Below are 25300 nucleotides of genomic sequence, written 5' to 3'. Positions count from 1 at the left end.
TTGTGGCCAAGACCGGCCATTGGAACTCGGACAAAGGACGCTCGTGCGCTCGACTTCTCTCACCCACACCCATCATTCGCCCAGCCGTACGGGCCACCTGCGGCTGCACCGCCAGATCCTGCCGCCGTCGCTGCACATCTCCGACTCCGCCGCGGCCTCGGTGTTCCGGGCGGTCCGGCTGCGCGGCCCGGTCGGCCGCGATGTCATCGCCGGGGTCACCTCGCTGAGCATCGCGACGGTGAACCGGCAGGTCATCGCCCTGCTCGACGCGGGCCTGCTGCGGGAACGCGCAGACCTGGCCGTCTCCGGGGCCATCGGACGCCCGCGGGTTCCGGTGGAGCTCAACCACGAACCTTTTGTGGCGCTGGGCATCCACATCGGCGCGCGGACTACCAGCATCGTGGCCACCGACCTGTTCGGCCGCACGCTGGACACGGTGGAAACACCGACGCCGCTGAGCCCGCCGGCCGCCGCACTGACGTCGTTGGCCGAAAGCGCGACCCGCTATCTGCGGCGCTGGCACCGCCGGCGGCCGTTGTGGGTCGGGGTCGCCATCGGTGGCACTGTCGACGGCGCCACCGGCCACGTCGACCACCCGCGGCTGGGCTGGCGGCAAGCGCCGGTCGGGCCGGTGCTGGCCGACGCGCTGAGCCTGCCGGTGTCGGTGGCGTCGCACGTGGACGCGATGGCCGGCGCCGAGCTGCTGCTGGGTATGCGGCGGTTTGCGCCGAGCTCGCCGACCAGCCTGTACGTCTACGCCCGCGAGACCGTGGGCTACGCGCTGGTGATCGGCGGACGGGTGCACTGCCCGTCCAGCGGTCCGGGCACGATCGCGGGCCTGCCCGCGCACTCCGAATTGCTCGGTGGCACCGGGCAGCTGGAGTCCACGGTCAGCGACGAGGCGGTGCTGGCCGCGGCTCGCCGGCTGCGCATCCTGCCCCCGGCCCCGGCCGGGCGCGCGAATGGTCCCGCCACGGGCATCACCGATCTGCTGCGCCTGGCCCGAGCCGGCAACCAGCCGGCCAAGGATCTGCTCGCGGAGCGCGCCCGAGTCCTGGGTGAGGCGGTCGCGCTGCTGCGCGACTTGCTGAACCCCGACGAACTGGTGGTCGGTGGCCAGGCATTCACCGAGTATCCCGAGGCGATGGAGCAGGTGGAGGCGGCATTCGCCGAGCGTTCGGTGTTGCCGCCGCGGGATATTCGCGTCACGGCCTTCGGCAACCGCGTGCAAGAGGCCGGGGCGGGCATCGTGTCGCTGGGCGGGCTCTACGCCGACCCGCTGGGCGCGATGCGGCGCGCCGGGGTGATCGGCTCCCGGATCCCGGACGTGGTCGACGAGTCGTCCGCCTAACGCGAACGCCTTAGGCCGCCGGCCGGGCCGTGCTGTAAAGATGAAAGAGTGCGGCACGACGACGTCCTCCTGCGCAGCGATCCGCGCCGGGTCGCGCTGTTGGCAGTGCACACCTCGCCCCTGGCTCAACCGGGTACCGGTGATGCCGGCGGGATGAACGTGTACGTGCTGCAAAGTGCGTTGCATCTGGCCCGGCGGGGCATCGAGGTGGAGATCTTCACCCGGGCCACCGCCTCGGCGGATCCGCCGGTCGTCGAGGTTGAGCCCGGCGTGCTGGTGCGCAACGTCGTGGCCGGGCCGTTCGAGGGTTTGGACAAATACGATCTGCCCACCCAGCTGTGCGCGTTCGCGGCCGGGGTGCTGCGTGCCGAGGCGTCGCATGAGCCCGGCTACTACGACATCGTGCACTCGCACTACTGGCTGTCCGGACAGGTCGGCTGGCTGGCGCGCGACCGTTGGGCGGTGCCGCTGGTGCACACCGCGCACACCCTGGCCGCGGTGAAAAACGCCGCACTGGCCGCCGGCGACACGCCCGAGCCGCCGCTGCGCACGGTGGGGGAGCAGCAGGTCGTCGATGAGGCGGACCGGCTGATCGTCAACACCGAAGACGAAGCGCGGCAATTGGTTTCGATCCACCATGCCGTCCCCGAGCGGATCGACGTGGTCCATCCCGGCGTCGACCTGGAGGTGTTCCGCCCGGGCGAACGCCGGGCGGCCCGTGCCGCGCTGGGGCTTGGGCTCGACGAACAGATCGTGGTGTTCGTCGGACGAATCCAGCCGCTGAAGGCACCCGACATCGTGCTGCGGGCAGCGGCGAAACTGCCGGGCGTGCGCATCGTGGTGGCCGGCGGCCCGTCGGGCAGCGGTCTGGCCACCCCGGACGGACTGGTTCGCCTGGCCGACGAACTCGGGATCAGCGAGCGGGTGACGTTCCTGCCGCCGCAGTCCCGGCCGAACCTGGCGACCCTGTTCCAGGCCGCGAATCTTGTTGCGGTGCCCAGCTATTCGGAGTCTTTCGGCTTGGTCGCCGTCGAGGCGCAGGCGTGCGGCACGCCGGTGGTGGCGGCAGCGGTCGGCGGTCTGCCGGTCGCGGTGCGCGACGGTGTCACCGGCTCGCTGGTGCCAGGGCATGACGTCGACGACTGGGCCCGCGCGCTCGACGAGCTGCTGGGGCTGGACGGCACGGCGCGGGGCGCGGCGATGAGCCGGGCCGCGGCCGCGCACGCGGCGACGTTCTCGTGGGAGCACACCACCGACGCGTTGCTGGCCAGCTATCGGCGGGCCATCGGCGATTTCACCGCCGCACGGCAGCGCCGGGTGCGCGACCGGGTGGCGGCGCGTAAACCGCGTCGTTGGACGCCGCGTCGCGGGGTTGGCGCATGAGCCCGTCCGTGCAGCAGGTGATCGAGCGCGCGCTCGATGCCAGCGAGCTGACGTACTCGAAACACGAAGGCGCACATGGCGGATTGCCGGGTCTGGTAGTGGAGCTGCCCGGCGAGCGCCGGCTCAAAACCAACACGATCCTGAGCATCGGCGAGCACTCGGTGCGCGTCGAGGCGTTCGTGTGCCGCAAGCCCGACGAGAACCACGAGGGCGTGTACCGGTTCCTGCTCAAGCGCAACCGCCGGCTGTACGGAGTCGCCTACACGCTGGACAACGTCGGCGACATCTACCTGGTCGGCCGGATGTCGCTGGCCTCGGTGGACGCCGAGGAGATCGACCGGGTGCTCGGGCAAGTGCTCGAAGCGGTGGATTCGGACTTCAATACGTTGCTGGAGTTGGGTTTTCGCTCGTCGATACAGAAGGAATGGGATTGGCGGGTATCACGGGGCGAATCGTTGAAGAATCTGGAGGCGTTCGCCCACCTGATCGACGACGACGAAGACGACTAGCCACGTGGGCTGGGGACATTTTCCGCGAGCGTCACGTGGCTGCCGATTTTCGGTCCCAAATTTCGCCGTGGCGTTACGCTCGGCGACCCTGAGTGAGTGCGTGAGAGACTGACCGACATGGGTGACACTGCGACGCTGGTACTGCTTCGCCACGGCGAAAGCGAATGGAATTCGCTGAACCTGTTTACCGGATGGGTCGACGTCGGGCTGACCGAAAAGGGGCGGGCCGAAGCGGTTCGCAGCGGCGAGCTGCTGACCGAGCACGGCCTGCTGCCCGACGTGCTGTATACCTCGCTGCTGCGCCGCGCCATCACCACGGCGCACCTGGCGCTGGACGCCGCCGACCGGCTGTGGCTGCCGGTGCGACGCAGCTGGCGGCTCAACGAACGCCACTACGGGGCGCTGCAGGGCCTGGACAAAGCCGAGACCAAGGCCCGCTACGGCCACGAGCAATTCATGGCCTGGCGGCGCAGCTATGACACCCCGCCGCCGCCGATCGAGAAGGGCAGCAAGTTCAGCCAGGATGGCGACCCGCGCTACGCCGACATCAGCGGCGGCCCGCTCACCGAATGCCTGGCCGACGTGGTGGTGCGTTTTCTGCCGTACTTCACCGACGTGATCGTCCCGGATCTGCGCTTCGGCAAGACGGTGCTGATCGTTGCCCACGGCAACTCGCTGCGCGCCCTCGTCAAACACCTCGACCAGATCTCCGACGACGAGATCTCCGAGCTGAACATTCCGACCGGAATTCCGCTTCGCTACGACCTGGACGCTGATTTGCGACCGGTAGTGCCCGGCGGCACCTACCTGGACCCGGAAGCGGCGGCCGCGGGCGCCGCGGCGGTAGCCAGCCAGGGTGCCCGGTAGGATCGACGCGCGGCTCAATTTTCGCCGCTTTTGAGCGCCGAAAGCCCGTAGGCCAAATTCCGCATGAACGACAGCCGAACACCTGTAGCGCAAGTTGTGACTTGTCCGATTTTGGCCTCGTTCCGCTAGGGCTGCGTTCACCAGATTTGTAGGATTTTGTTCGTGACTGTGTTCTCGGCGCTGTTGCTGGCCGGGGTCTTGTCCTTGCTGGCGCTGACCGTTGGAGTGGCGGTCGGCACTCGGTTGTCCGCACGGGTGGTGCTACGGCGACAGCGAGTGGCCACCGAGTCGACCGGCATCACCGTCGCGCAGATGCTGCAACGAATCGTCACCCTGATGCCGCTGGGCGCCGCGGTCGTGGATTCCCATCGCGACGTCGTCTACCTCAACGAGCGGGCCAAGGAATTGGGCCTGGTGCGCGATCGGCAGCTCGACGACCAAGCCTGGCAAGCGGCGCAGCAGGCGCTGGGCGGGGAGGTCGTCGAGTTCGACCTACAGCCCGGCAAGCGCGGGGCCGCCGGACGGTCCGGGATATCGGTGCACGGGCAGGCAACGCTGCTCAGTGAGGAAGACCGCCGGTTCGCCGTGGTCTTCGTACACGACCAGTCCGACCATGCGCGCATGGAAGCCACGCGGCGCGACTTCGTGGCCAACGTCAGCCACGAGCTCAAGACCCCGGTCGGCGCCATGGCGCTGCTGGCCGAGGCCCTGCTGGCGTCGGCGGACGACTCCGAAACCGTGCGCCGCTTCGCCGAGAAGGTGCTGATCGAGGCCAACCGGCTGGGCGACATGGTCGCCGAGCTGATCGAGCTCTCCCGGCTCCAAGGCGCCGAGCGATTGCCCAATGTCGTCGCTGTCGAGGTGGATACCGTTGTGGCCGAAGCAATTTCACGTCACAAGGTGGCTGCCGACAATGCCAAGATCGAGATTCGCACCGACGCGCCCACCGGTTTGCGGGTGCTGGGGGATCAAACGCTGCTGGTGACCGCATTGGCCAATCTGGTCTCTAATGCGATCGCCTACTCGCCGCCGGGCTCGCCGGTGTCGATCAGCCGTCGCCGTCGTGGCGACAACATCGAGATCGCGGTTACCGACCGCGGGATCGGGATTGCGCTAGAAGACCAGGAGCGGGTCTTCGAGCGGTTTTTCCGGGGGGACAAGGCGCGTTCGCGAGCCACCGGCGGCAGTGGGCTGGGGCTGGCGATCGTCAAACACGTTGCGGCCAATCACGACGGCAGCATCGGCGTGTGGAGCAAGCCGGGAACCGGTTCGACGTTCACCTTGTCGATCCCGGCCTATCAGGACACCGATAGCGACGAAGAAACCGAGCAACCCCGGGCCCGCGAAGTGCGGCCCAACAGGTCCCAACGAGAGGAAGAACTAAGTCGATGACCCGCGCATACGACGATGCAGAGCGCAGCGATGAACAGGAGTGGCGCCCGTGACCAGTGTGCTGATCGTGGAGGACGAGGAGTCGCTTGCCGATCCACTGGCCTTCCTGCTTCGCAAGGAGGGCTTCGAAGCCACCGTGGTGACCGATGGGTCAGCGGCGCTGTCCGAGTTCGACCGGGCAGGCGCGGACATCGTGCTGCTTGATTTGATGCTGCCGGGCATGTCGGGCACCGACGTCTGCAAGCAGCTGCGCGCTCGCTCCAGCGTGCCGGTGATCATGGTGACGGCCCGGGACAGCGAGATCGACAAAGTGGTCGGCCTGGAGCTCGGCGCCGATGACTATGTGACCAAGCCCTATTCGGCCCGCGAGCTGATTGCCCGGATCCGGGCGGTGCTGCGCCGGGGCGGCGACGACGACTCCGAGATCAGTGACGGCGTATTGGAGTCCGGTCCGGTCCGGATGGACGTCGAGCGGCATGTCGTTTCGGTGAACGGCGACACAATCACGTTGCCGCTCAAGGAGTTTGACCTCCTCGAGTACCTGATGCGCAACAGCGGCCGGGTGCTGACCCGTGGACAGCTGATCGATCGGGTGTGGGGCGCGGACTACGTCGGCGACACCAAGACGCTCGACGTCCACGTCAAGCGGCTGCGGTCCAAGATCGAAGCCGACCCGGCCAATCCGGTGCACCTGGTAACGGTGCGCGGGCTGGGCTACAAGCTCGAAGGGTAGGCATTCGTCTGCTGTACAGCTTCAAGTAGCGACGGCGGGACCGGCGTCGTGTCGGCCAGTGGTGACACAGCTACGTTGCCGCTCAACGATTTCGATCCGATTCGCGCGCTAGTCGTTCGGATGGGTACAGCACGGATCTCAAACATGTTGTGGCCCAGAGGTTGACCGCGCGCTGTTGATTGCCGTGGCGGCCGAGCTTGCCGGAGTCGGCTCTGCACTGCGGGTGTGCCGTGCCCGGACCCACGCGACAGTTGGTTGCCCCAGGCTGCGCGGACTTGAATGCCGCCAATAGATCGAAGCTCGCTGTTTAGCTTTCGGTAACGGGAAAATCGACGGCGCGGCACCAGGAATAAGCCAGAAGAAATATTACTTAAAAATGCGTAACACGGCATCAAACTCCGTGCGGACCGCTGGCGATCGTCTCCGAAATTGCAGTGCCACCAAGCATTTCACGGGTCTACCCGATGGTTACCGCGGAGCTTAAGCATGCTTTCACCGGGCGTTCACGTGCGCCGCGTTAATGTACTCGTGTCGAAAATCGCCGCGCTTAACTCGAAAAGAGAAAAGCCATGGACTTTGCGTTGATGCCTCCAGAGGTCAATTCCGGTCTCATGTACAGCGGCCCCGGGTCGGGACCGATGCTGGCCGCCGCGGCGGGCTGGGACGCGGTGGCCGTCGAGCTCGAGTCGACCGCGAGCGGCTGCGCGTCGCAGGTCTCGGCGCTGACCGGCCAAACGTGGTTGGGCCCGTCGTCGATGATGATGAGCAACGCGGCCACGTCGTATGTCGACTGGTTGTCGACTGCCGCCGTTCAGGCTGGGGAAACCGCGGCGCAGGCCTACGCAGCGGCCGCAGTCTACGACGAGGCGTTCGCGATGACGGTGCCCCCGCAGCTCGTCGCGGCCAACCGGTTGCAGTTGATGGTGTTGGTAGCCACCAATTTCTTGGGTCAGAACACCCCGGCGATCGCGGCCTGCGAAGCCCAGTACGCAGAGATGTGGGTTCAGGACGCCACCGCGATGTACAGCTACGCCAGTGCTTCTGAGCCGCTGAGCACGCTGAAACCGTTCGACGAACCGCCGCAAACCACCAACCCGGCCGGGGCCGCCGACCAGGCCGCCGCTACGGCCCAGGCCGCCGGCAACGCCACCGGTGCTCAAACCCAGAAAGTGCTGCAGTTGGGCTTGAGCGATGCAGCAGAGCTCAGCAAGATCCTCAGCTCGCAGACGGTCAACACCAACATCCAGGTCATCAATGCCAGTAGCGGCACGCTCACTGCTACGGTCCCCGCCACCGGCGGCACCGTCAGCCTCGGCCCCGGCGCCAGCCTCGCCCTCAGCCCCGGCAGCACGCTGAGCGTCGGCCCGGGCGGCTCACTGGTCATCGGCCAGGCCAGCTCCCTCAGCCTCGGCCAGAGCAGTGCCCTCACCATCGGTCAGGCCAGCTCGGTCACCGTCGGCCAGGGGAGCTCAGTGGGCGCCCTCAGCATCGGCCAAGGTGGGTCATTGACCGTCGGTACCGCCGGCCCCAACAGTTCCGCCTTGCTGGCCTCCAGCTCAGTCACCGGTTCTGGTCCGGTCACCATCGGCACCACCCCGGGCTCCTCCGTCACCATCGGATCCGGCTCCGTCTCCGTCGGCTCGGGTTCCGTCCAGGTCGCGTCCGGCGGTTCCCTCAGTGTCGGCTCGGACGTCACCACGGTATCGGGCACCACCGGGGCCCCTGGCTCTGTCTCGGTGGGATCGGGCTCGATCTCCGTCGGCCCCGGCAGCTCGGTCACCGTCGCCCCCGGCGGCGAGGTCTCCGTCACCTCGGGGTCGGTGAGTGTCGGCTCCGACAGCACGATGGCCTCGAGCTCGTTCACCGTCGGCTCGGGCTCTTCCGTCTCCGTCGGGGACTCCGCGCAATTCTCGGTCGGGGGCGGGCTGTCCTACGGCACTAGCTCCGGCGCCACCGTCGACCTCAGCTACAGCTCTGTCACCATTGCCCCGCAGGGCAGCCTCGACGCCGTTGGCAACCTGAGCGCCCTCAAGAGCAGCCTCGCCGTAGGTTCACACGCGCACCTCGCGGTCGCCCCGAAAAGCGCAATGGCTCTCAAGGCCAGCGTCCTCGCCGTCCCCCATGACGTCACCCTCGCAGTCGGAAACGGTACTGTCCAAGGCGGTTTGGCGATCGACAACGGCCTCGCCGTCAGCCAGACCGGTGTTACCACCGTGTTCGCCGACGGCACCGTCGTCGCGGGTGTCGACCCCAGCCTCGGGGTCGCCTCGGCCGGCTCCGCCAGCTCGGCCGGCGCATCGTCGGCGCCGGCTCTCGGATCACTCAGCAGTGTGTCGAGTGCGACAAGCCTGTCCGGAAACGCAGGTCTGTCGGGTCTCTCGGGAATCCAACCCGACATCGGTGTTAATGGTGTGCTGGATGTTCTCGGCGGTGTTGAGTAACCGGTGCGGCGGCCGGCCCCGGGGCTCACGGGGTTAGCGCAAACCGACTAGCCACCGCCGAGGTCGGCGTGAATCCAGCCCCAGCGCGCAGTCCGCAAGGGCACCGTTACGGGGCCCGCGGCGCCCAGTCGTCGCCGCGCGAGGAGTCGAACAGGGTCCGCTCCTCGTCGGACGCGCCTACCTCGATGCGCCGGCGCATGTTCGCTGTCATCGGCGGCAGCTCGTCGAGGTCGAACCACCTCGCCTCGGTGCTCTCGTCGTCGGCCGCATACGGCTCCCCGGATAGCCACTTCATCCGAAATATGTGATCCAGGTACTGCGCGTGATCACCGTTGGCGTGCACCGTCGGCTGGCCCACCTTGACCCAGGCCAGTCTGACAGCCTGCACATGAACTCCGGCTTCTTCGAGCACTTCACGCACAGCGCAATCCGCCGGGTTCTCGCCCGGTTCCACGATCCCCGTCACCGCTGTCCAGGCGCCGTTATCCGAGCGCTTCACCAATAGCACTTTGTGCTCATGAATGGTGACGGCGGTGACGCCGGGCAGCCATAACGGCGCATGGCCGATCGCGCGACGCAGCTCAACGATGAAGTCGGGAACCGGCACTCAACCTTTCCTACACGAGTGGCGACGCCATGTGTGCGCCGGCGGCGCCCGCGCCGCACACCCGACTCCGAGGAGGCACACCGCATCAGCGGGCCGCGACCACCTCGTCGGCGACCGCCAGCGCCAGCGCCATGATCGACACCTGCGGGTTCACCTCGGGGCAACTGGGCAGGATCGACGCGTCGGCAACCCACACTCCGTCGATGCCGCGTAGCCGTCCTGCGTTGTCGACGGGGCAGACCTGTTCGTTGGCGCCGGCTGCCGCGGTGCCGGTGGGATGGAAGGCGGCCAGGTGCAGGCTTCTGGGATTGCTGCGGCTCAGCGCATCCTGCAACGCGGGCAGCGACGTCACCGTCGGTGCGCCCGGCAGGCCGGTGAGCACCTCGACCGCACCCGCCGCGAACAACAGCCGGCCCATCGCCTCGACGGCGGTCATCAGCTTGGCGCTGTCGACACGAGAGATGTTGTAGCGCATCACCGTCTCGCCGCGCACCGCGAAGACCGAGCCGACTCCGCGGTCGGCGACCATGGCGCCGACCGTCGCGACTTGAGCTGCGCGGTCGAGCCAGCCGAGCAGCTCGGCGCCGTAGCCGGGGAAGACCATCGACCCCATACCCGGCGGCGTCGAGGTTGCTTCGATCAACACGCCGTCCGACTGGTGAAATTCGTGCACGGCCGCGCTCTGCAGCACACCGTGCCAGGCGTACACGTCATCGGCGAAGCGCCCGGCGAGCATCGTCGCCGGATGCAGCGCGAGATTTCGGCCGAGGCGCGGATGCGCGCCAAATCCACTGCGCCGCAACAATCCCGGTGTCTCGGTGGCGCCGGCGGCAACCACCACCGACTCGGCGAGGATGTCCAGCGTGGTGCCGTCTGGACGTCGGGCCCGCACACCGCGGGCCCGGCCGTTGTGGTGCAGTATCCGTTCGACGCGCGCCTGCGAGATGATCCGCGCGCCCGCCGCGCAGGCTTGCGGCAGCGCGTTGAGGTGCACACCGAACTTGGCGTTGCGCGGGCAGCCAATCGCGCATTGGCAACAACCTTCGCAGCCCGGCGCGTTGCGGGGGATCGGTGCCGCATCCCATCCCAGCGTCGCGGCGGCATCGAGCAACAAGCGCCCGTTGCGACCCATGATCTGCAGGGGCACCGGCGCGACCTGCAGCGTGCGCTCGACATCGTCGAGATGGTGCGCCAGCCGGTCCGGGTCGGCCAGGTCGAGCCCGAACTCGTCGCGCCAGCGCCGCTGCACCGAAAGCGGTGGCCGGTAACACGTTCCGGAGTTCACGACGGTGGTGCCGCCGACCGCTCGGCCCAGGGGCAGGACTATGGACGGGCGTCCCAGTGCGACGGTCGCGCCGGCGCCGCGATACAACCCGGCATATCGGTCGATCGGATGGGTGGTGCGGAACTCCTCAACCGTCCAACGGCGTCCCTCCTCGAGTACCACGGTGTCGAGGCCGGCTCGAGCCAGGGTGCGCGCCGCCATGGCGCCGCCGGCGCCGGAGCCGACGATCACCGCATCGGCGGTCACAACGGAGCCGCTATCGGCCGAGGAGATAACGGTCAGGCACCCATCGGGGCGCGCCGTATCGAGCGCCTGTGCGCGCGAAAGTAGCTCTGGGGCAAAGGTATCCGCGCCGTTGGCAAGCAGCACGATCGCCTTCATCGCCTCGACGGCCACGGCGGTATCCGGGCCGAGTGCGGCGAGCCGGCGCAGCACTTGAGCACGCTGGTCGGCGTTGAGACGCGAATTCGAGCGACCGGTGGTGAGGTAGCTTGCCGCACTCGTGCACAGCAGTCCGGCCCGCACCGCCAGCCGTGTCGTCGCGGGCAGCTGCGTGAGGTAGCGCTCGACGCGCTCGACCAGTTGAGCCGATGGCGGGCCACCGTGCTCCTGCGGCAGCAGCGCGGTGCCGAACGAGACCAACGCGGTTCGCCGTGCGGCCCGACGGCTCATATCGAACGCCCGAGCCGGCGGCCCAATTTGATGAAGAACGGGTAGGTCGCGAAGATGGCCCCTGCCGCCGCGTGCTGCGGCCAGCCCGCCTCCTCGGTTTTGACGCCGAAAACCCCGCTGTTCCACATGAAATCGCGACCATTGCGGGCACGGAAGGGGCGCCACAACACGCCCAGTCCGGGCACGTTGTGGTAGAGGCCGAACGATCCGCCGAAGAAAACGCCCAGCGTGGCGGCCTCGGCGGCATCGCGGCGATCCGGCGGCAGTTGCCGCTCGATGAGAATTCCGGAGGCGAACAGCAATGGCGGGTCGAGCAGAAAGCTCATGTCGTGGTCCTTTCGTTGAGGGCGGGCGCCTGGCTGCCGCGCAGGCCGACTTCGGCGTGGCCGGTGCCCAGCACCGACCACCGGCGGTCGTCGACCTCGACATAGACGTCGGCCTGTTCGGTGTTGGTGCATACCGCCGTGCCGCCGTCGGGATCGGTATAACCCAGGCTCACGCAGCGCTCCGGCGGCTGGTCGACGCGGATGAGCACGCGGTGACCGCCGATGCGTCCGGCCAGCTGCCAGTGCCGCAGGCCGAGGGTGGTGCGCATTCTCAGTGACGGCAATGCGCTTGCGGGCCAATCCTTTCCGTCGATACGGAAGCGAACGAACGCCATCGGCGCCAGCCTGCGCAAGCCTGGTTTGTGTGACACCGCGGTGACGACCTCCAGGACGTCGCCGTTGCCGAGGTCGGCGTGGATCCAGCCCCACCGCTTGGCGTTGCCGTGTCCGTAGATGTGAGCGACGCCGCCCCGCCAGCCGTCGACGTGATGGGTGACTCCGCCCACGGTCAGTGCGCCGGTGAAGTCGGCGGTCGGGGCGAGAACGACTTGCGCCCCGGGCAGCAGTTCGCGGTCCCACACCGGCTTCGGGAAGGTCCACAGCGGCGCGCCGGCGTCTTTCCACGCCAGTTCCCAGGCCAGGGCACCGGCGCGTCCGGTCAGTTCTTCGGGAGCCGCGCGCACCCCGGCCGCGTCGAACCAGGCGCCGATCGCCGGTTGGACCGGCTCGGGTCCGAAACGCTCGGTGTGCGGTGGGCCGTCGGCCGGAAACCAGGTCACCCAGCCGTGTGCGTACGCGGGGCGGGCGTCGCTCGGTGCAACCGTTTCGCAGTGAATCCACAGGCCGGCCCGGGTCAACGGGTCCGAGAGGGTGGCGTACCAGACCTCCAGCCGGCCCGCCTTGCCCCGCCAGCGCGCAGCCGCGGCCAATAGTTTCTCGTCCACCGCGTCGCCTCCGCCACATCATCGGTTTCGTCCACTATATTGGTTGAACCAATGAACCAGTCAAATGTGCTTCGGCCACCCGACCGCCAGCGGGTGGACGAACAGATCACCGCGTCGATTGCCGACGCGATCCTCGATGGCGCGTTCCCGCCGGGCTCGGTGCTGCCGCCGGAGCGGGAGCTGGCCGAGCAGCTCGGGGTCAACCGCACGTCGCTGCGACAGGGTCTGGCGCGGCTGCAGCAGATGGGCCTGATCGAGGCCCGGCACGGCAGCGGCAACGTGGTGCGGGATCCTCAGCAACTCACCCACCCCGCTGTGGTCGAAGCGTTGATACGGAAGTTGGGTCCCGAGTTTTTGGTTGAGCTCCTCGAGATCCGCGCGGCACTGGGCCCGTTGATCGGGCGGTTGGCCGCGCAACGGTGCGGTCCCGAGGATGACGAGGCGTTGCGGGCCGCACTGGCCGACGTGCGTGACGCCGACAGCGCCGAAGCGCGCCAGGCGGCCGACCTAGCCTTCTTCCGGGTTCTCATCCACGGCACCCGTAACCGTGCGTTGGGGTTGCTGTATCGCTGGGTCGACCACTCCTTCGGCGGTCGCGAGCATGAGCTCACCCCGGCCTACGACGAGCCTGAGCCGGTGATAGCCGATTTGCGGGCGATCACCGAGGCGGTGCTGGCGCGCGACGACACCGCGGCCGCCGCGGCTGTCGAAGCGTATCTGCTTGCCAGCGCGCTGCGCATGGTCTCGGCGTACCGGTCGCAGACGACCTGAACGGCGGGGGGCTACTCCGCGATTCGCGTCGCCGGGTGGATGGCGATGAGCCCTAATTGACTGCGGCGCTTGCACATTGCCGCCAATTCGGCATAGGCCTTGGAACCGAGGAGCTCGGTGAGCTCGTCGGCGAGGCTTTCCCACACCTGCTTGGCACCGACGTGCGCGGCCGGATCGCCGGTGCAGTACCAGTGCAAGTCGGCACCACCAGAGCCCCAGCCGCGGCGATCGTATTCGGTGATCCAGGTCTTCAGGATCTCGGTGCCGTCGGGACGCGTCACCCACTCCTGGCTGCGCCGGATCGGCAGCTGCCAGCACACCTCGGGTTTCATCGTCAGCGGCGGCACGCCCAGCTTGAGGGCCTTGCTGTGCAGCGCGCAGCCGACGCCGCCGGGAAAGCCGGGGCGGTTCAGGAAAATGCACGCGCCCTTGTATTTTCGGGTGCGGTGCTGCGGTTGACCGTCGTGCTCGTCGAGTTCGAGATAACCCTTGCGGCCCAAACCTTTTTCGCGAAATTGCCAGTCGGCGTCGGTGAGTTGTTTGACGGCGTCGTCCAGGCCTGCGCGGTCGTCGTCGTCGGACAGGAACGCGCCGTGCGAGCAACACCCGTCGTCCGGGCGTCCCTCGACCGTGCCGCGACAGGCCGGGGTACCGAACACACACGTCCAGCGCGACAGCAACCAGGTCAGGTCGGCCGCGATCAAATGCTCCGGATTGTCCGGATCGAAGAACTCCACCCATTCACGGGCAAAATCCAATTCCACTTCTTGCCCGGGCTCGGGGTGCGAATTCGCCACGGATGCAACGTTAGACCAATATTCCTGCTGTTCGCTTCGCTGACACCCGAGCCGGCACAGGTGTGAATTGCCGCTCTCCTCAGCGGGGCGCAACCCACCGCTCATCGTTGCCCCGCTAGTTTGTTTTCGTGCGATTAGGCGTGCTCGACGTGGGTAGCAATACGGTCCATCTGCTGGTGGTAGACGCCCACCGCGGTGGGCACCCCACCCCGATGAGTTCGACGAAGGCCACCTTGCGCTTGGCCGAGGCCACCGACAGCTCGGGAAAGATCACCAAGCGGGGGGCCGAAAAACTGATTTCCACGATCGACGAGTTCGCCAAGATCGCCGTCAGCTCCGGCTGCGCCGAGCTGATGGCCTTCGCCACCTCCGCGGTCCGCGACGCCGAGAATTCCGACGACGTGCTGAGCCGGGTGCGCAAAGAGACCGGTGTCGCGCTGCAGGTGTTGACCGGGGTGGACGAGTCGCGGCTGACCTTCCTGGCGGTGCGCCGCTGGTACGGATGGAGCGCCGGGCGGATCATCAACCTCGACATCGGCGGCGGCTCGCTGGAGCTGTCCAGTGGCGTCGACGAAGAACCCGAAGTCGCCTTGTCGATGCCACTGGGTGCCGGTCGGCTGACCCGCGAGTGGCTGCCCGACGATCCGCCCGGGCGGCGCCGGGTGGCGATGCTGCGCGATTGGCTGGACGCCGAGCTGGCCGACGCCAGCGTCGCGGTGCTCGAAGCTGGCGGCCCGGACCTCGCGGTGGCAACGTCGAAGACGTTCCGGTCGTTGGCCCGGCTCACCGGTGCGGCGCCCTCGGCCGCCGGACCACGGGTCAAGCGGACGCTGACGGCCAACGGCCTCAGGCAACTCATATCTTTCATATCTAGGATGACCACCGCTGACAGGGCGGAATTGGAAGGAGTCAGCGCCGAGCGGGCGCCGCAGATCGTGGCGGGCGCTTTGGTGGCGGAGGCGAGTATGCGAGCGCTGTCGATCGAAACAGTGGATATCTGCCCGTGGGCGTTACGGGAAGGTCTCATCTTGCGCAAGCTCGACAGCGAAGCCGACGGAACAGCCCTCGTAGAGACTTCGGTGCGCAATGCTGGAGGTCAGGCAGTAGATCGGAACGCCAACCGATCGAGAGGCGACAAACCATGACCGGACCACACCCAGAGACCGAGAGCCCCGGCACTCGGCCCATCTCGGTGGCCGAACTGCTGGCCAGGAATGGGACCATCGGCGCCCCGGCGGTCACCCGGCGACGGCGCCGCCGGCGCGGCGACAGCGACACGGTCACCGTCGCCGAGCTGACCGGCGAGATTCCCGTCATCCGTGACGACGAAGAGCACGGCGAGACAACAGCCGAGGCCAATGGGGCCGTCGAGGTCGCCGAACCCGAGGCCGGGGTCGAAGTGGCGCCAGAACCCGTCACGCAAGCCGTCGTGGCCGAACCGGTCACCGAGGACCGGCCCAAGCCGGCGGCCCGGCCGGAGGCCCCGTGGCCCAAGTCGCCGCCGCAGCCGCCCCGGGTGGGGCCCGAGCGCAGCGCCTACCCCCGGCCCACGCGCCGTCCCGGTACACCCGGGGCCGAACCGCCGGCCGAGAAACCGACCGGGCCCGCCGGAAAGCCCGCGGCACCCGCCGGCGCCGAGGACATGAGCCCGGACCCGGTCGACCATTACGCCGACATCCCGGTGGACGTCATGGATTCCGACGTGCGCGAAGCTGAACCCGCGACCGAGGATTCCGCTTACGTGCGCTCCTACCTGCAGACGTCGGATTCGACGCTGTTCGGCGGACAGACGCTCGCCGACGAGGTGGCCCGGCGGCGCAGCGACCAGCGCGAGGGCGCCGACGCGGACTCGCCGACCACGCAGGAGGCGCCCGCCGAGGCCGGCGTCGACGTCGCGCGTGCGGACAAACCCAAGGACTCGGCGCCCGGCAAACTCGAGGCGCTCTGGCGCGGCAGCTTGATCGTGTTGCAGTCGATGCTGGCCGTCGCATTCGGCGCCGGGCTCTTCATCGCGTTCGACCAACTGTGGCGATGGAATAGCCTGGTGGCCCTGGTGCTGTCGGTGCTGGTCATCCTCGGCCTGGTGGCCGGAGTGCGGGTGGTGCGCAAAACCGAGGACATCGCGAGCACGCTGATCGCGGTGGCAGTCGGGGCGCTGATCACCCTGGGACCGCTGGCGCTATCGATGCAGTCCGGCTAGGCGTCACCCGCAACAGTGCGCCCAGCAATCAAGGTCGGCCTGTCCACGGCCTCGGTCTACCCATTGAGGGCCGAGGCCGCATTCGAGTACGCGGCCAGGCTGGGCTACGACGGCGTCGAGCTGATGGTGTGGAGCGAGTCGGTCAGCCAGGACATCGCCGCCGTCAAGAAGCTGTCGCAGCGCTATCAGGTGCCGGTCCTTTCGGTCCACGCGCCCTGCCTGCTGATCTCACAGCGGGTGTGGGGCTCCAATCCGATTCCCAAGCTGGAACGCAGCGTGCGCGCCGCCGAGGAGCTCGGCGCGCAAACCGTCGTCGTGCACCCGCCGTTCCGCTGGCAGCGGCGCTACGCCGAAGGGTTCAGCGAACAGGTGATCGCCCTGGAAGCGTCCAGCGACGTGATGGTCGCGGTGGAGAACATGTTCCCGTTCCGGGCGGACCGATTCTTCGGGACCGACCAGTCACGGGAGCGGATGCGCCGGCGCGGCGGCGGACCGGGGCCGGCGATTTCGGCATTTTCGCCGTCGTACGACCCGCTGGACGGCAACCACGCGCACTACACGCTGGACCTGTCGCATACCTCGACCGCCGGCACCGATGCGCTGGAAATGACCGAGCGGATGGGCGCCGGGTTGGTGCATTTGCATCTGTGCGACGGCAGCGGCCTGCCCGCCGACGAGCATCTGGTGCCCGGGCGCGGCACCCAACCCACCGCCGAGGTGTGCCAGCTGCTGGCGGCCGGCCATTTCGCCGGCCACGCCATCCTCGAGGTGTCCACGTCCAGCGCCCGCTCGGCCAGCGAGCGCGAAGCCATGCTCGCCGAATCGCTGCAGTTCGCCCGCACGCATCTGATGCGCTGACCGCGCAGTGACCCCTCAGGAGACCATGACCGCGCTATTCACCACCGCAATGACGCTGCGGCAGGTCGATCCGGGGGTATTCGAGGGAGAGCTCAACAAGCACTGGACCATCGGTCCCAAGGTGCACGGCGGCGCGATGCTGGCGTTGTGTGCCAACGCCGCGCGTCAGGCCTGCGCCGAGGCGGGGCACGAACCGGTGGCGGTGTCGGCGAGCTTCCTGTGGGCACCCGATCCGGGGCCGATGCGGCTGATCACGTCGATCCGCAAGCGCGGCCGGCGGATCAGCGTCGTCGACGTCGAACTCACGCAGGGCGATCGCACCGCCGTCCACGCGGTGGTCAACCTCGGCGAGCCGGAGCACTTCGAACCCGGCGGCGACACCGCGCCGCTGTTGTCGTCGAATCCGGTCCTGGACCTGATGGCGCCGGAACCGCCCGACGACATCGAACCGATCGGGCCCGGACACCCGCTGGCCGGCCTGGTGCACCTGGGCGAGGGCTGCGATGTACGGCCGCTGCTGTCGACGCTGGCGCCCAGCACCGACGGGCGGCCCCCGATGCTGCAGATGTGGGCGCGGCCACGCGGTGTCGCTCCTGACGGCCTGTTCGCGCTGATGTGTGGGGATCTGTCCGCACCGGTGACGTTCGCCGTGGAGCGCACCGGATGGGCGCCCACGATCCAGCTGACCGCCTTCCTTCGCGCCCTGCCCGCCGACGGCTGGCTGCGCGTGATCTGTACCTGCCTGGAGATCGGGCACGACTGGTTCGACGAGGACCACATCGTCGTCGACAGCCTGGGCCGGCTCGTCGTGCAGTCCCGGCAACTGGCGTTGGTGCCCGCGCCCCGGTAGCCAGTCGAAGCCCGGCCGTCTGCGATGCTTTCTCCGTGGCGAGAATCGCGATCATCGGTGGTGGCAGCATGGGCGAGGCCCTGCTGTCGGGTCTGCTTCGGTCCGGGCGAAAGGTCAAGGACCTGGTGGTGGCCGAACGTGTCCCGGAACGCGCCAAGTACCTGGCCGACACGTATTCGGTACTGGTCACCTCGTCGGTAGGCGATGCGGTGAGCGGCGCGACATTCATCGTCGTCGCGGTGAAGCCCGCCGACGTCGAGTCGGTGATGGAGAAGCTGAGCAAAGCAGCTTCCGCGGTCGAAGGCGACAGCGCCGAGCAGGTTTTCGTCACCGTCGCGGCAGGGATCACGCTCGCCTCCTTCGAGGCCAAATTGCCTGCCGGGACGCCGGTGGTCCGGGCGATGCCGAATGCGGCCGCAGTGGTGGGCGCGGGGGTGACCGCGCTGGCCAAGGGCCGTTTCGTCACCCCGCCGCAGCTCCAGGAGGTGTCGGCGCTGTTCGACGCCGTCGGCGGCGTGCTGACCGTGCCCGAATCCCAGATGGATGCGGTGACCGCACTGTCTGGCTCGGGGCCTGCGTATTTCTTTCTGATGGTCGAGGCGCTGGTGGACGCGGGCGTCGCGGCGGGTCTGAGCCGGGGCGTGGCGACAGACCTGACGGCACAGACGATGGCCGGGTCGGCGGCGCTGCTGCTGGAGCGGCTGGATCAGGGGCCGGGGCCGGCCGACAGCGAGGCAATGGGCAAGCAATCGGATGCCACGGCCGCGCAACTTCGGGCCATGGTGACCTCACCTGGCGGTACGACCGCCGCTGCGCTGCGAGAACTCGAACGAGGGGGGCTGCGCACAGCCGTCGACGCGGCCGTTCAGGCCGCAAAAACGCGCTCTGAGCAGCTGAGAATTACATCGGAATAATTTAAAGATTTCAAATTGATTGTCCCCCACCAGTACCAGTAACCCCACTAGTCCCGCTATTCTCCTTTCTGTATGCCCGTGTGGGTGCCAGCGGAGGGGAAGCCGCTGGCGTTGCGCGGGCCTGACACGATTGGGTTGCGATGACGTCTACCAACGGGCCATCGGCGCGAGATTCCGCAGGTAAGCCGCGGGACACAGCTTCGGCCGATAGCCAGGCAAGGACACAATTTCTCACCGTCGCCGAGGTGGCGGCCCTGATGCGGGTCTCCAAGATGACGGTTTACCGCTTGGTGCACAACGGAGAGCTGCCGGCGGTACGAGTGGGCCGGTCCTTCCGCGTGCACGCCAAGGCGGTGCACGACATGCTGGAGACGTCCTACTTCGACGCCGGCTGAGCCCACCCCCGCCGCGAGACGCCGGCGGGCGGATCGGGACCGACGCGTGGGACGTGGTCGTTCAAGCGGCCGCGCGACCGGCGGTTTGGTGTTCGGTGCGGCCCGCCGGGTAAAGTGACCCCGAAGTTTTCAATTACTTCAGCAGTCCTTAAGAAGCGGTCACAGGTCAGATAGCGGAGTTCATGGGTTCAGTAATCAAGAAGCGGCGCAAACGTATGTCGAAGAAAAAGCACCGCAAGCTGCTGCGCCGCACGCGAGTGCAGCGCAGAAAACTTGGCAAGTAAGCCCCGCTTCGCCGCACTCACGAACTCGCCGACCACCGCGCGGCCATAGCGCCGCGGCGCCATCTCGGCCGCTAGGCTGTTCGGGTGGATTCGTCGAGCGGAGGCGGTGCCGGAACCGGCGACAACGCGGATAACACGATGCACTACCCCAAGGTGGTGCTGGTGACCGGTGCGTGCCGGTTTCTCGGCGGCTACTTGATTGCCCGGCTGGCGCAGAACCCACTGATCCAAGGGGTTATCGCGGTGGACGCGATTGCGCCGAGCAAGGACATGCTGCGCCGGATGGGGCGGGCCGAGTTCGTCCGCGCCGATATTCGTAATCCCTTCATAGCCAAGGTGATTCGCAACGGCGACGTCGACACGGTGGTACATGCCGCAGCGGCGTCATACGCGCCACGCTCCGGCGGCACGGCGGCGCTCAAAGAACTGAACGTGATGGGCGCGATGCAGCTTTTCGCGGCCTGCCAGAAAGCGCCCTCGGTCCGGCGCGTCGTGCTGAAGTCGACCTCCGAGGTATACGGGTCAAGCCCCCACGACCCGGTGATGTTCACCGAGGACAGCAGTAGCCGTCGCCCGCTGCGCAGTGGATTCGCCAAGGACTCCCTCGACATCGAGGGATACGTGCGCGGACTGGGGCGGCGTCGTCCAGATATCGCGGTGACGATTCTGCGGCTGGCCAACATGATTGGCCCCGCGATGGACACCACGCTGTCCCGGTATCTGGCCGGTCCGGTGGTCCCGACGATGTTCGGCCGGGACGCGCGATTGCAGTTGCTACACGAGCAAGACGCGTTGGGTGCGCTGGAGCGTGCGGCGATGGCCGGCAAGGCCGGCACCTTCAACATCGGCGCCGACGGCATCATCATGCTGTCGCAGGCGATCCGGCGCGCGGGCCGGATTCCGTTGCCGGTGCCGGGTTTCGGTGTGTGGGCGCTGGATTCGCTGAGGCGAGCCAATCGCTATACCGAGATCAATCGGGAACAATTCAATTACCTGAGTTACGGCCGGGTCATGGACACCTCGAGGATGCGCACCGAGCTCGGCTACCAGCCGAAGTGGTCGACCGCGGAGGCGTTTGACGACTACGTTCGTGGCCGCGGCCTGACTCCCATAATCGACCCACATCGGGTACGCTCCTTGGAGGGTCGCGCCATAGCCTTAGCGCAGCGCTGGGGAAGCCGAAATCCAATTCCATGGGGTGGGGTCAGGTAGATATCGTGGCGGGTGAAACCAGAGCGAATGTCATTCCCCTGCACAGTAATCGGGGTCGCGTCGCAGCTCGCCGGAGAGCCGAAGCATCGCGTCAGCATCCTTCCTTGCTGTCCGATCCGCACGGCCATACATCTGCCGAACAGATCGCCGCGGTGGTCCGCGAAATCGACGAGCACCGGCGCGTCGGGGGTGGGACTTCGTCAACGGAGGCTCCGCTCAACGAGTTTGCGCAGCAGGTCGCCTCGGTTGCCGGATTTTTCCGGCAGCGTCTGACGGGCGACTACACAGTCGACGAATTCGGCTTCGATCCGCACTTCAACAACGCGATCGTTCGGCCTTTGCTGAGATTCTTTTTCAAGAACTGGTTCCGCGTCGAGGTCAGCGGAATCGAGAACCTGCCGACCGAGGGCGCCGCACTGTTGGTGGCCAATCACGCCGGGGTGCTGCCGTTCGACGGACTGATGTTGTCGGTAGCGGTACACGACGAGCATCCGGCGCAGCGGGACATGCGGCTGCTGGCCGCCGACATGGTGTTCGACCTACCTCTGGTCGGCGAAGCCGCCCGCAAGGCGGGTCACACCATGGCCTGCACGACGGACGCGCACCGGCTGCTGGCCGCGGGCGAGCTCACCGCGGTGTTCCCGGAGGGCTACAAGGGCCTGGGCAAGCGCTTCGAGGATCGCTATCGGCTGCAGAGATTCGGTCGCGGTGGCTTCGTGACGGCGGCGTTGCGCACCAAGGCGCCGATCATCCCGTGCTCGATCATCGGATCCGAAGAGATCTACCCGATGCTCACCGACGTGAAGCTGCTGGCGCGCCTGTTCGGCCTGCCCTACTTCCCGCTCACCCCGCTGTTCCCGCTGGCCGGGCCGGCCGGCCTGGTGCCGCTGCCGTCGAAGTGGCGTATCGCGTTCGGCGAGCCGATCTACACCAACGACTACGCCGCGTCCGACGCCGAGGACCCGATGGTCACCTTCGAGCTGACTGATCAGGTGCGCGAGACCATCCAGCAGACGCTGTACCGCTTGCTGGCCGGCCGTCGCAACGTCTTTCTCGGTTAGCGTCGAGCACACACGAAGACGCCCCGGGCCCAATGGCACCGGGGCGTCTTGCGTACGGGTTACTTGACCAGCGTGAACTGGCAGACGTTGGTGTAGCCGTCGCGGAACAGGTCCGAGCAGCCGCGCAAGTACTTCAAGTAGATGTCGTAGGTCTCCTGACCCTTCAGGGCGATCGCCTCTTCCTTGTGCGCCTCGAGGGCATCGGCCCAAGCGGTCAGCGTCGGGACGTAGTTCTTGCCGATGAAGTGGTGGCGCTCGATCTTGAAGCCCGCATCAGTCGAGTACTTGTCGACCAGGTCCACCTGAGGCAGCTTCCCGCCCGGGTAGATCTCCTTCAGGATGAAGCTGATGAACCGCAGCAGGGTCATGTTCACCTTCAGGCCCATCGCGTTGCCCTCTTCGCGGCTGGGGACCACGATCGAGTGCAGCAGCATGCGGCCGTCGTCGGGCAGCAGGTCGTAGTACTTCTTGAAGAACGTGGCGTACCGCTCGTACCCGGCGTCACCGGCGCCATCGGCGAAATGCTCGAAAGCCCCCAGCGACACGATGCGGTCGATCGGCTCGTCGGGGAACTCCTCCCAGCCCTGGATGCGCACCTCCTTGCGGCGGGGGCTGTCCATCTTCTCGAACTCCGCCACGCAGTGGGCATGCTGGTTCTCGCTGAGCGTGAGGCCGATGACGTTGACGTCGTACTCGGCCACCGCGTGCCGCATGGTCGAGCCCCAGCCGCTGCCGATGTCCAGCAGTGTCATACCCGGCTCGAGGTTCAGCTTGTCCAGGGCGAGCTTGCGCTTGGCGTACTGCGCCTCTTCGAGCGTCTTGGTGAGGTTCTGCGGGTCTGGATTTTCGTCAAAGTAACCGCAGCTGTAGGTCATTGACGGGTCGAGCCAGAGCTTGAAGAACTCGTTCGACTTGTCGTAATGGGACCGGACTTTTTCGACCGGTGGCTTGAGCTGGGTGCCACCGGCTTCCCCCTGGGACGTCATCAAATCGACCCTACTTTCGTGCAGATATTGATGCAATCGCGGCGACGGTTTCTTCAGCGCGCGCGTCTGGATGTGAGGCTTCCCCGAGCATGGTCACGACGCTGGTGACGATCGGTTTGCCGTCGGCGTCGGTCACCTCACTGCGGATCTCGGCGATCACAGTGCCGTGCGACTCGATGACCGAGTCTAGATAGGTATCGAAGTACAACTTGTCGTGGGCCAGGATCGGCCGGTGAAAGGTGAACTTCTGGTCGCGATGCAGCACCCTGGCGATGTTGATCGGGATGCTGAACTTCGTGAAGATGTCCAGCTGCACCCGGCGTCCGGCAATTGCCAGGAAGGTCAGCGGAGCCACCACGGCCGGATACCCGGCTTCCGCGGCGCCAATCTCGCTGAAGTGCGTCGCGTGGTCGTCTTGCACCGAGGCCGCGAACTCGCGGATCTTTTCGCGGCCGACCTCGAAGTAGTCCGGTGCCCGGTAATGGCTGCCGATCAGGCCTTGGGTCCCCTCGGGAAGGGTCGTGGCCCCCTCTGATGTTGTCATGGCGTTGCGGGCTCCCCACTAATCGTTGCTCAGCGGCGCAGCCTATCAGCGGGATTGGCGCCGGGACGCCAACGCGGCCAGCGCACCGCCTGCGGCGCCGAGGGCCAGTGCCGACGGCACCCCGATCCGCGCGGCCTTGCGAGCGGTCCGGAAGTCGCGGATCTCCCATCCGCGTTCCCGGGCCAGGCTGCGCAGCCGGGCGTCAGGGTTGATGGCGACCGCCGTGCCCACCAGCGACAGCATCGGCACGTCGTTGTAGCTGTCGGAGTAGGCCGTACAGCGTTTGAGGTTCAGGCCCTCGCGGATCGCCAGGGACCGAACGGCGTGCGCCTTGCCCGGGCCGTGCAGGATGTCGCCGACGAGCCGACCGGTGAAGACGCCGTCCACCGACTCCGCCACGGTGCCCAGCGCGCCGGTCAGGCCGAGCCGACGCGCGATGGTCGCGGCAAGCTCGTACGGCGTCGCCGTGATCAGCCACACCTGCTGGCCCGCGTCCAGATGCATCTGGGTGAGCTCCCGGGTGCCGGCCCAGATCTTGTCGGCGATGATCTCGTCGTAAATGTCCTCGCCGAGGGTGACCAGCTCTTCGACCGAGCGGCCCTCGATGAAGGTGAGCGCTTTGCGTCGGCCGGCGGCGACGTCGTTGCTGTTCTCCTTGCCCAGTAGCTGAAACTTGGTCTGCGCGTAGATGAATCCGATCACGTCGCGATAAGTGAAGTAGTTGCGCGCGGCCAGACCGCGTCCGAAATGCACCGCGGAAGAGCCCTGCACCAATGTGTTGTCGACGTCGAAGAACGCCGCGGCGGTCAGGTCGATCGGTGGTTGCGGGCCACCCTGGGCGGCGGTCGCCTCCTGCAGGCCCTCGAGCGCGCGGGCGGCGCTGGCATTGGCCGCTACCGACTCCAGGTCAACTCGAACGGCGGGCTCGGCGTTGTCCGACTCATCCGACTCTGAGGAAGTCATCGCCACACCTCCTGGATCGCCGGGCCACTCCGGTGGCCGGTCTGCGGCCGCTATCAACCCTATCCGGCAGGTTTGATGGTCGGTTTCACGCCTCTGACATGGGTTGGTGTCACGCCGGCCGTCTGTTCGCAAGGCTTTGAGAGTGTGCGTGAATTGCCCTGTCGGACAGAGGATTTGGCTCATGTGCCCGACCTCGATTCCGGTCAGGGGCGGCGGCGCGCGGAGTAGCATTTTGCTGCCACGAATCTATGCTGCGCAAAGTTACCATTGGCCGGTGTGATGCGGCAGGTTTCTCATGGGTGAGACGCGCGGCGAGTCAGGGATTTTTCGGGTCGTACTCGGTGCCCGAAATATCGTCCCAGAATTTTGAAGATACTTCTTGAACAATATCCTCCGGCGAGACGGCGTCCACCTTGATTTGAAATTGGTCGAAAGCCCTTCTTGCGCGGGTCATCTCCGCGCGTGCCGGCGGCGTGACCCCGGCTTCCTTGGGCGTGAAGAAGTTTTTGCCAGCGATTTTCTCGCTCGTCGCAAATGCGCCTTCCGCTCGTTCGCTGTGCGGATCGTGCCGTGGGTTGACATCCATCATTTCGACGATAATCCGGCCAGTTTGCGGTTCTGTCGTTCTGTTCAAGATGTAAAACTTCGAGCCTGACGGAAATAACAATTCCCGCTCACCGGGGTGTACGGAGTAAGCGGAAATATCACGTCCGGTGCTGGTGGACAGAATCCGGAATTCGGTGTTGCCGGGAAACGCGGGGGATCGTGCCGCAGCCGGGTCTGTCGAGGTGCTCACGAACGCGGATTCGGAAACTACCCGCCCGGGCTGATACCGCTCGAGCACCTCGGGTGGGACGTTCGTGCCTCGAACGCCGACACCGTCGTAGATGGGAAGCTTGTCCAACGCTCGATTGACTGCGTCGACGCGCGCTTGAATAGATGCGTCCAATGCCTC

26 protein-coding genes are annotated in these 25300 nt (G+C 67.1%); 17 read left to right on the top strand and 9 right to left on the bottom strand.

All coding sequences use genetic code 11. The features are described from left to right. The first annotated feature begins 43 nt into the window (after positions 1–43). From AAHS21_RS01855 to AAHS21_RS01825, 7 genes are all read left to right on the top strand, one after another. Positions 44–1351, top strand: a complete 1308-nt coding sequence (locus tag AAHS21_RS01855) for an ROK family protein (protein ID WP_342926013.1) — start codon at positions 44–46, stop codon at positions 1349–1351. 48 nt (positions 1352–1399) lie between these two features. Further along, positions 1400–2734 carry a D-inositol-3-phosphate glycosyltransferase gene (mshA, locus tag AAHS21_RS01850; protein ID WP_342926012.1) on the top strand — a complete coding sequence of 445 codons (1335 nt, stop codon included), beginning with the start codon at positions 1400–1402 and terminating at the stop codon, positions 2732–2734. Next, a complete protein-coding gene (locus AAHS21_RS01845; protein ID WP_342926011.1) occupies positions 2731–3243 on the top strand; it encodes a YbjN domain-containing protein in 513 nt (170 codons plus the stop codon). The genes mshA and AAHS21_RS01845 overlap by 4 nt, the downstream gene beginning before the upstream one ends. A 117-nt stretch (positions 3244–3360) precedes the next feature. Next, positions 3361–4110: a phosphoglyceromutase gene (locus AAHS21_RS01840; protein WP_342926010.1), complete on the top strand. Its 750-nt coding sequence runs from the start codon at positions 3361–3363 to the stop codon at positions 4108–4110. A gap of 162 nt (positions 4111–4272) precedes the next feature. Beyond that, positions 4273–5502 (top strand): ATP-binding protein, encoded by a 1230-nt coding sequence (locus AAHS21_RS01835; RefSeq protein ID WP_342926009.1) that lies wholly within the window; start codon positions 4273–4275, stop codon positions 5500–5502. Between the two features lie 49 nt (positions 5503–5551). Beyond that, a complete protein-coding gene (gene regX, locus AAHS21_RS01830; protein WP_090599796.1) occupies positions 5552–6235 on the top strand; it encodes a two-component sensory transduction protein RegX in 684 nt (227 codons plus the stop codon). A gap of 569 nt (positions 6236–6804) precedes the next feature. Further along, positions 6805–8676 (top strand): PPE family protein, encoded by a 1872-nt coding sequence (locus AAHS21_RS01825; protein WP_342926008.1) that lies wholly within the window; start codon positions 6805–6807, stop codon positions 8674–8676. A 106-nt stretch (positions 8677–8782) separates the two neighbouring features. On the opposite strand, the gene AAHS21_RS01820 is transcribed toward AAHS21_RS01825, so the two are convergent. The 4 genes from AAHS21_RS01820 to AAHS21_RS01805 form a co-directional block, all read right to left on the bottom strand. Further along, positions 8783–9283, bottom strand: a complete 501-nt coding sequence (locus AAHS21_RS01820; protein WP_342926007.1) for an NUDIX domain-containing protein — start codon at positions 9281–9283, stop codon at positions 8783–8785. A gap of 85 nt (positions 9284–9368) precedes the next feature. Then, complete coding sequence (locus AAHS21_RS01815; RefSeq protein WP_342926006.1) at positions 9369–11240, bottom strand: GMC family oxidoreductase; 1872 nt, start codon at positions 11238–11240, stop codon at positions 9369–9371. Next, complete coding sequence (locus AAHS21_RS01810; RefSeq protein ID WP_342926005.1) at positions 11237–11566, bottom strand: hypothetical protein; 330 nt, start codon at positions 11564–11566, stop codon at positions 11237–11239. The genes AAHS21_RS01815 and AAHS21_RS01810 overlap by 4 nt, the downstream gene beginning before the upstream one ends. Beyond that, a complete protein-coding gene (locus AAHS21_RS01805) occupies positions 11563–12510 on the bottom strand; it encodes a hypothetical protein (protein WP_342926004.1) in 948 nt (315 codons plus the stop codon). The genes AAHS21_RS01810 and AAHS21_RS01805 overlap by 4 nt, the downstream gene beginning before the upstream one ends. A 51-nt stretch (positions 12511–12561) precedes the next feature. Between AAHS21_RS01805 and AAHS21_RS01800 the strand changes: the two genes are divergently transcribed. Then, a complete protein-coding gene (locus AAHS21_RS01800) occupies positions 12562–13281 on the top strand; it encodes a FadR/GntR family transcriptional regulator (RefSeq protein WP_342926003.1) in 720 nt (239 codons plus the stop codon). 11 nt (positions 13282–13292) lie between these two features. Here AAHS21_RS01800 and AAHS21_RS01795 read toward each other — a convergent pair whose 3' ends face one another. After that, entirely contained in the window at positions 13293–14078 is a 786-nt protein-coding gene (locus AAHS21_RS01795; protein WP_096284494.1) for a hypothetical protein, read from the bottom strand. A gap of 128 nt (positions 14079–14206) precedes the next feature. On the opposite strand from AAHS21_RS01795, the gene AAHS21_RS01790 reads away from it, so the two are divergent. The 9 genes from AAHS21_RS01790 (at position 14207) to AAHS21_RS01750 (ending at position 21852) form a co-directional block, all read left to right on the top strand. Continuing rightward, the gene (locus AAHS21_RS01790) at positions 14207–15223 is read left to right on the top strand and encodes a Ppx/GppA family phosphatase (protein WP_342926002.1); all 1017 of its coding nucleotides are present in this window, start codon (positions 14207–14209) and stop codon (positions 15221–15223) included. Beyond that, entirely contained in the window at positions 15220–16278 is a 1059-nt protein-coding gene (locus tag AAHS21_RS01785) for a hypothetical protein (protein ID WP_342926001.1), read from the top strand. Before AAHS21_RS01790 ends, AAHS21_RS01785 begins: the two co-directional genes overlap by 4 nt. A 15-nt stretch (positions 16279–16293) precedes the next feature. Beyond that, a complete protein-coding gene (locus tag AAHS21_RS01780; RefSeq protein WP_342926000.1) occupies positions 16294–17136 on the top strand; it encodes a sugar phosphate isomerase/epimerase in 843 nt (280 codons plus the stop codon). A gap of 25 nt (positions 17137–17161) precedes the next feature. Further along, positions 17162–17986: a thioesterase family protein gene (locus AAHS21_RS01775; protein ID WP_342925999.1), complete on the top strand. Its 825-nt coding sequence runs from the start codon at positions 17162–17164 to the stop codon at positions 17984–17986. A gap of 35 nt (positions 17987–18021) precedes the next feature. Continuing rightward, a complete protein-coding gene (gene proC / locus AAHS21_RS01770; RefSeq protein WP_342925998.1) occupies positions 18022–18900 on the top strand; it encodes a pyrroline-5-carboxylate reductase in 879 nt (292 codons plus the stop codon). Between the two features lie 140 nt (positions 18901–19040). Continuing rightward, positions 19041–19295, top strand: coding sequence for a cell division/environmental response transcriptional regulator (locus AAHS21_RS01765; RefSeq protein ID WP_036466538.1), 255 nt, complete (start codon positions 19041–19043; stop codon positions 19293–19295). A 182-nt stretch (positions 19296–19477) separates the two neighbouring features. Continuing rightward, a complete protein-coding gene (locus AAHS21_RS01760) occupies positions 19478–19579 on the top strand; it encodes an AURKAIP1/COX24 domain-containing protein (RefSeq protein ID WP_003402602.1) in 102 nt (33 codons plus the stop codon). 138 nt (positions 19580–19717) lie between these two features. Next, positions 19718–20791, top strand: coding sequence for an SDR family oxidoreductase (locus AAHS21_RS01755; RefSeq protein ID WP_342926538.1), 1074 nt, complete (start codon positions 19718–19720; stop codon positions 20789–20791). Next, the gene (locus tag AAHS21_RS01750; RefSeq protein ID WP_342925997.1) at positions 20773–21852 is read left to right on the top strand and encodes a lysophospholipid acyltransferase family protein; all 1080 of its coding nucleotides are present in this window, start codon (positions 20773–20775) and stop codon (positions 21850–21852) included. Before AAHS21_RS01755 ends, AAHS21_RS01750 begins: the two co-directional genes overlap by 19 nt. 59 nt (positions 21853–21911) lie before the next feature. On the opposite strand, the gene AAHS21_RS01745 is transcribed toward AAHS21_RS01750, so the two are convergent. From AAHS21_RS01745 to AAHS21_RS01730, 4 genes are all read right to left on the bottom strand, one after another. Further along, positions 21912–22838: a cyclopropane mycolic acid synthase family methyltransferase gene (locus tag AAHS21_RS01745; protein ID WP_342925996.1), complete on the bottom strand. Its 927-nt coding sequence runs from the start codon at positions 22836–22838 to the stop codon at positions 21912–21914. Positions 22839–22848: 10 nt separating this feature from the next. Further along, a complete protein-coding gene (locus tag AAHS21_RS01740; RefSeq protein WP_342925995.1) occupies positions 22849–23382 on the bottom strand; it encodes a MaoC family dehydratase N-terminal domain-containing protein in 534 nt (177 codons plus the stop codon). Positions 23383–23427: 45 nt separating this feature from the next. Continuing rightward, positions 23428–24345 carry an HAD-IB family hydrolase gene (locus tag AAHS21_RS01735; RefSeq protein WP_342925994.1) on the bottom strand — a complete coding sequence of 306 codons (918 nt, stop codon included), beginning with the start codon at positions 24343–24345 and terminating at the stop codon, positions 23428–23430. 316 nt (positions 24346–24661) lie between these two features. Next, positions 24662–25294, bottom strand: coding sequence for an ADP-ribosyltransferase (locus AAHS21_RS01730; RefSeq protein WP_342925993.1), 633 nt, complete (start codon positions 25292–25294; stop codon positions 24662–24664). Between the last annotated feature and the right edge of the window lie 6 nt (positions 25295–25300).

This window comes from Mycobacterium sp. 050272 (assembly GCF_039023525.1).
Taxonomy (GTDB): domain Bacteria; phylum Actinomycetota; class Actinomycetes; order Mycobacteriales; family Mycobacteriaceae; genus Mycobacterium.
The sequence above is the reverse complement of the archived record's forward strand: the minus strand, read 5'-3'. Positions and strand labels throughout refer to the sequence as shown.

What these genes read in the sequence shown, in the direction of transcription:
- AAHS21_RS01845 (WP_342926011.1), top strand. Translation starts at nt 2,731, where the DNA reads ATGAGCCCGTCCGTGCAGCAGGTGATCGAGCGCGCGCTCGATGCCAGC.
- AAHS21_RS01840 (WP_342926010.1), top strand. Translation starts at nt 3,361, where the DNA reads ATGGGTGACACTGCGACGCTGGTACTGCTTCGCCACGGCGAAAGCGAA.
- AAHS21_RS01825 (WP_342926008.1), top strand. Translation starts at nt 6,805, where the DNA reads ATGGACTTTGCGTTGATGCCTCCAGAGGTCAATTCCGGTCTCATGTAC.
- AAHS21_RS01815 (WP_342926006.1), bottom strand. Translation starts at nt 11,240, where the DNA reads ATGAGCCGTCGGGCCGCACGGCGAACCGCGTTGGTCTCGTTCGGCACC.
- AAHS21_RS01810 (WP_342926005.1), bottom strand. Translation starts at nt 11,566, where the DNA reads ATGAGCTTTCTGCTCGACCCGCCATTGCTGTTCGCCTCCGGAATTCTC.
- AAHS21_RS01800 (WP_342926003.1), top strand. Translation starts at nt 12,562, where the DNA reads ATGAACCAGTCAAATGTGCTTCGGCCACCCGACCGCCAGCGGGTGGAC.
- AAHS21_RS01785 (WP_342926001.1), top strand. Translation starts at nt 15,220, where the DNA reads ATGACCGGACCACACCCAGAGACCGAGAGCCCCGGCACTCGGCCCATC.
- AAHS21_RS01775 (WP_342925999.1), top strand. Translation starts at nt 17,162, where the DNA reads ATGACCGCGCTATTCACCACCGCAATGACGCTGCGGCAGGTCGATCCG.
- AAHS21_RS01765 (WP_036466538.1), top strand. Translation starts at nt 19,041, where the DNA reads ATGACGTCTACCAACGGGCCATCGGCGCGAGATTCCGCAGGTAAGCCG.
- AAHS21_RS01760 (WP_003402602.1), top strand. Translation starts at nt 19,478, where the DNA reads ATGGGTTCAGTAATCAAGAAGCGGCGCAAACGTATGTCGAAGAAAAAG.
- AAHS21_RS01755 (WP_342926538.1), top strand. Translation starts at nt 19,718, where the DNA reads ATGCACTACCCCAAGGTGGTGCTGGTGACCGGTGCGTGCCGGTTTCTC.
- AAHS21_RS01750 (WP_342925997.1), top strand. Translation starts at nt 20,773, where the DNA reads ATGGGGTGGGGTCAGGTAGATATCGTGGCGGGTGAAACCAGAGCGAAT.
- AAHS21_RS01745 (WP_342925996.1), bottom strand. Translation starts at nt 22,838, where the DNA reads ATGACGTCCCAGGGGGAAGCCGGTGGCACCCAGCTCAAGCCACCGGTC.
- AAHS21_RS01740 (WP_342925995.1), bottom strand. Translation starts at nt 23,382, where the DNA reads ATGACAACATCAGAGGGGGCCACGACCCTTCCCGAGGGGACCCAAGGC.
- AAHS21_RS01735 (WP_342925994.1), bottom strand. Translation starts at nt 24,345, where the DNA reads ATGACTTCCTCAGAGTCGGATGAGTCGGACAACGCCGAGCCCGCCGTT.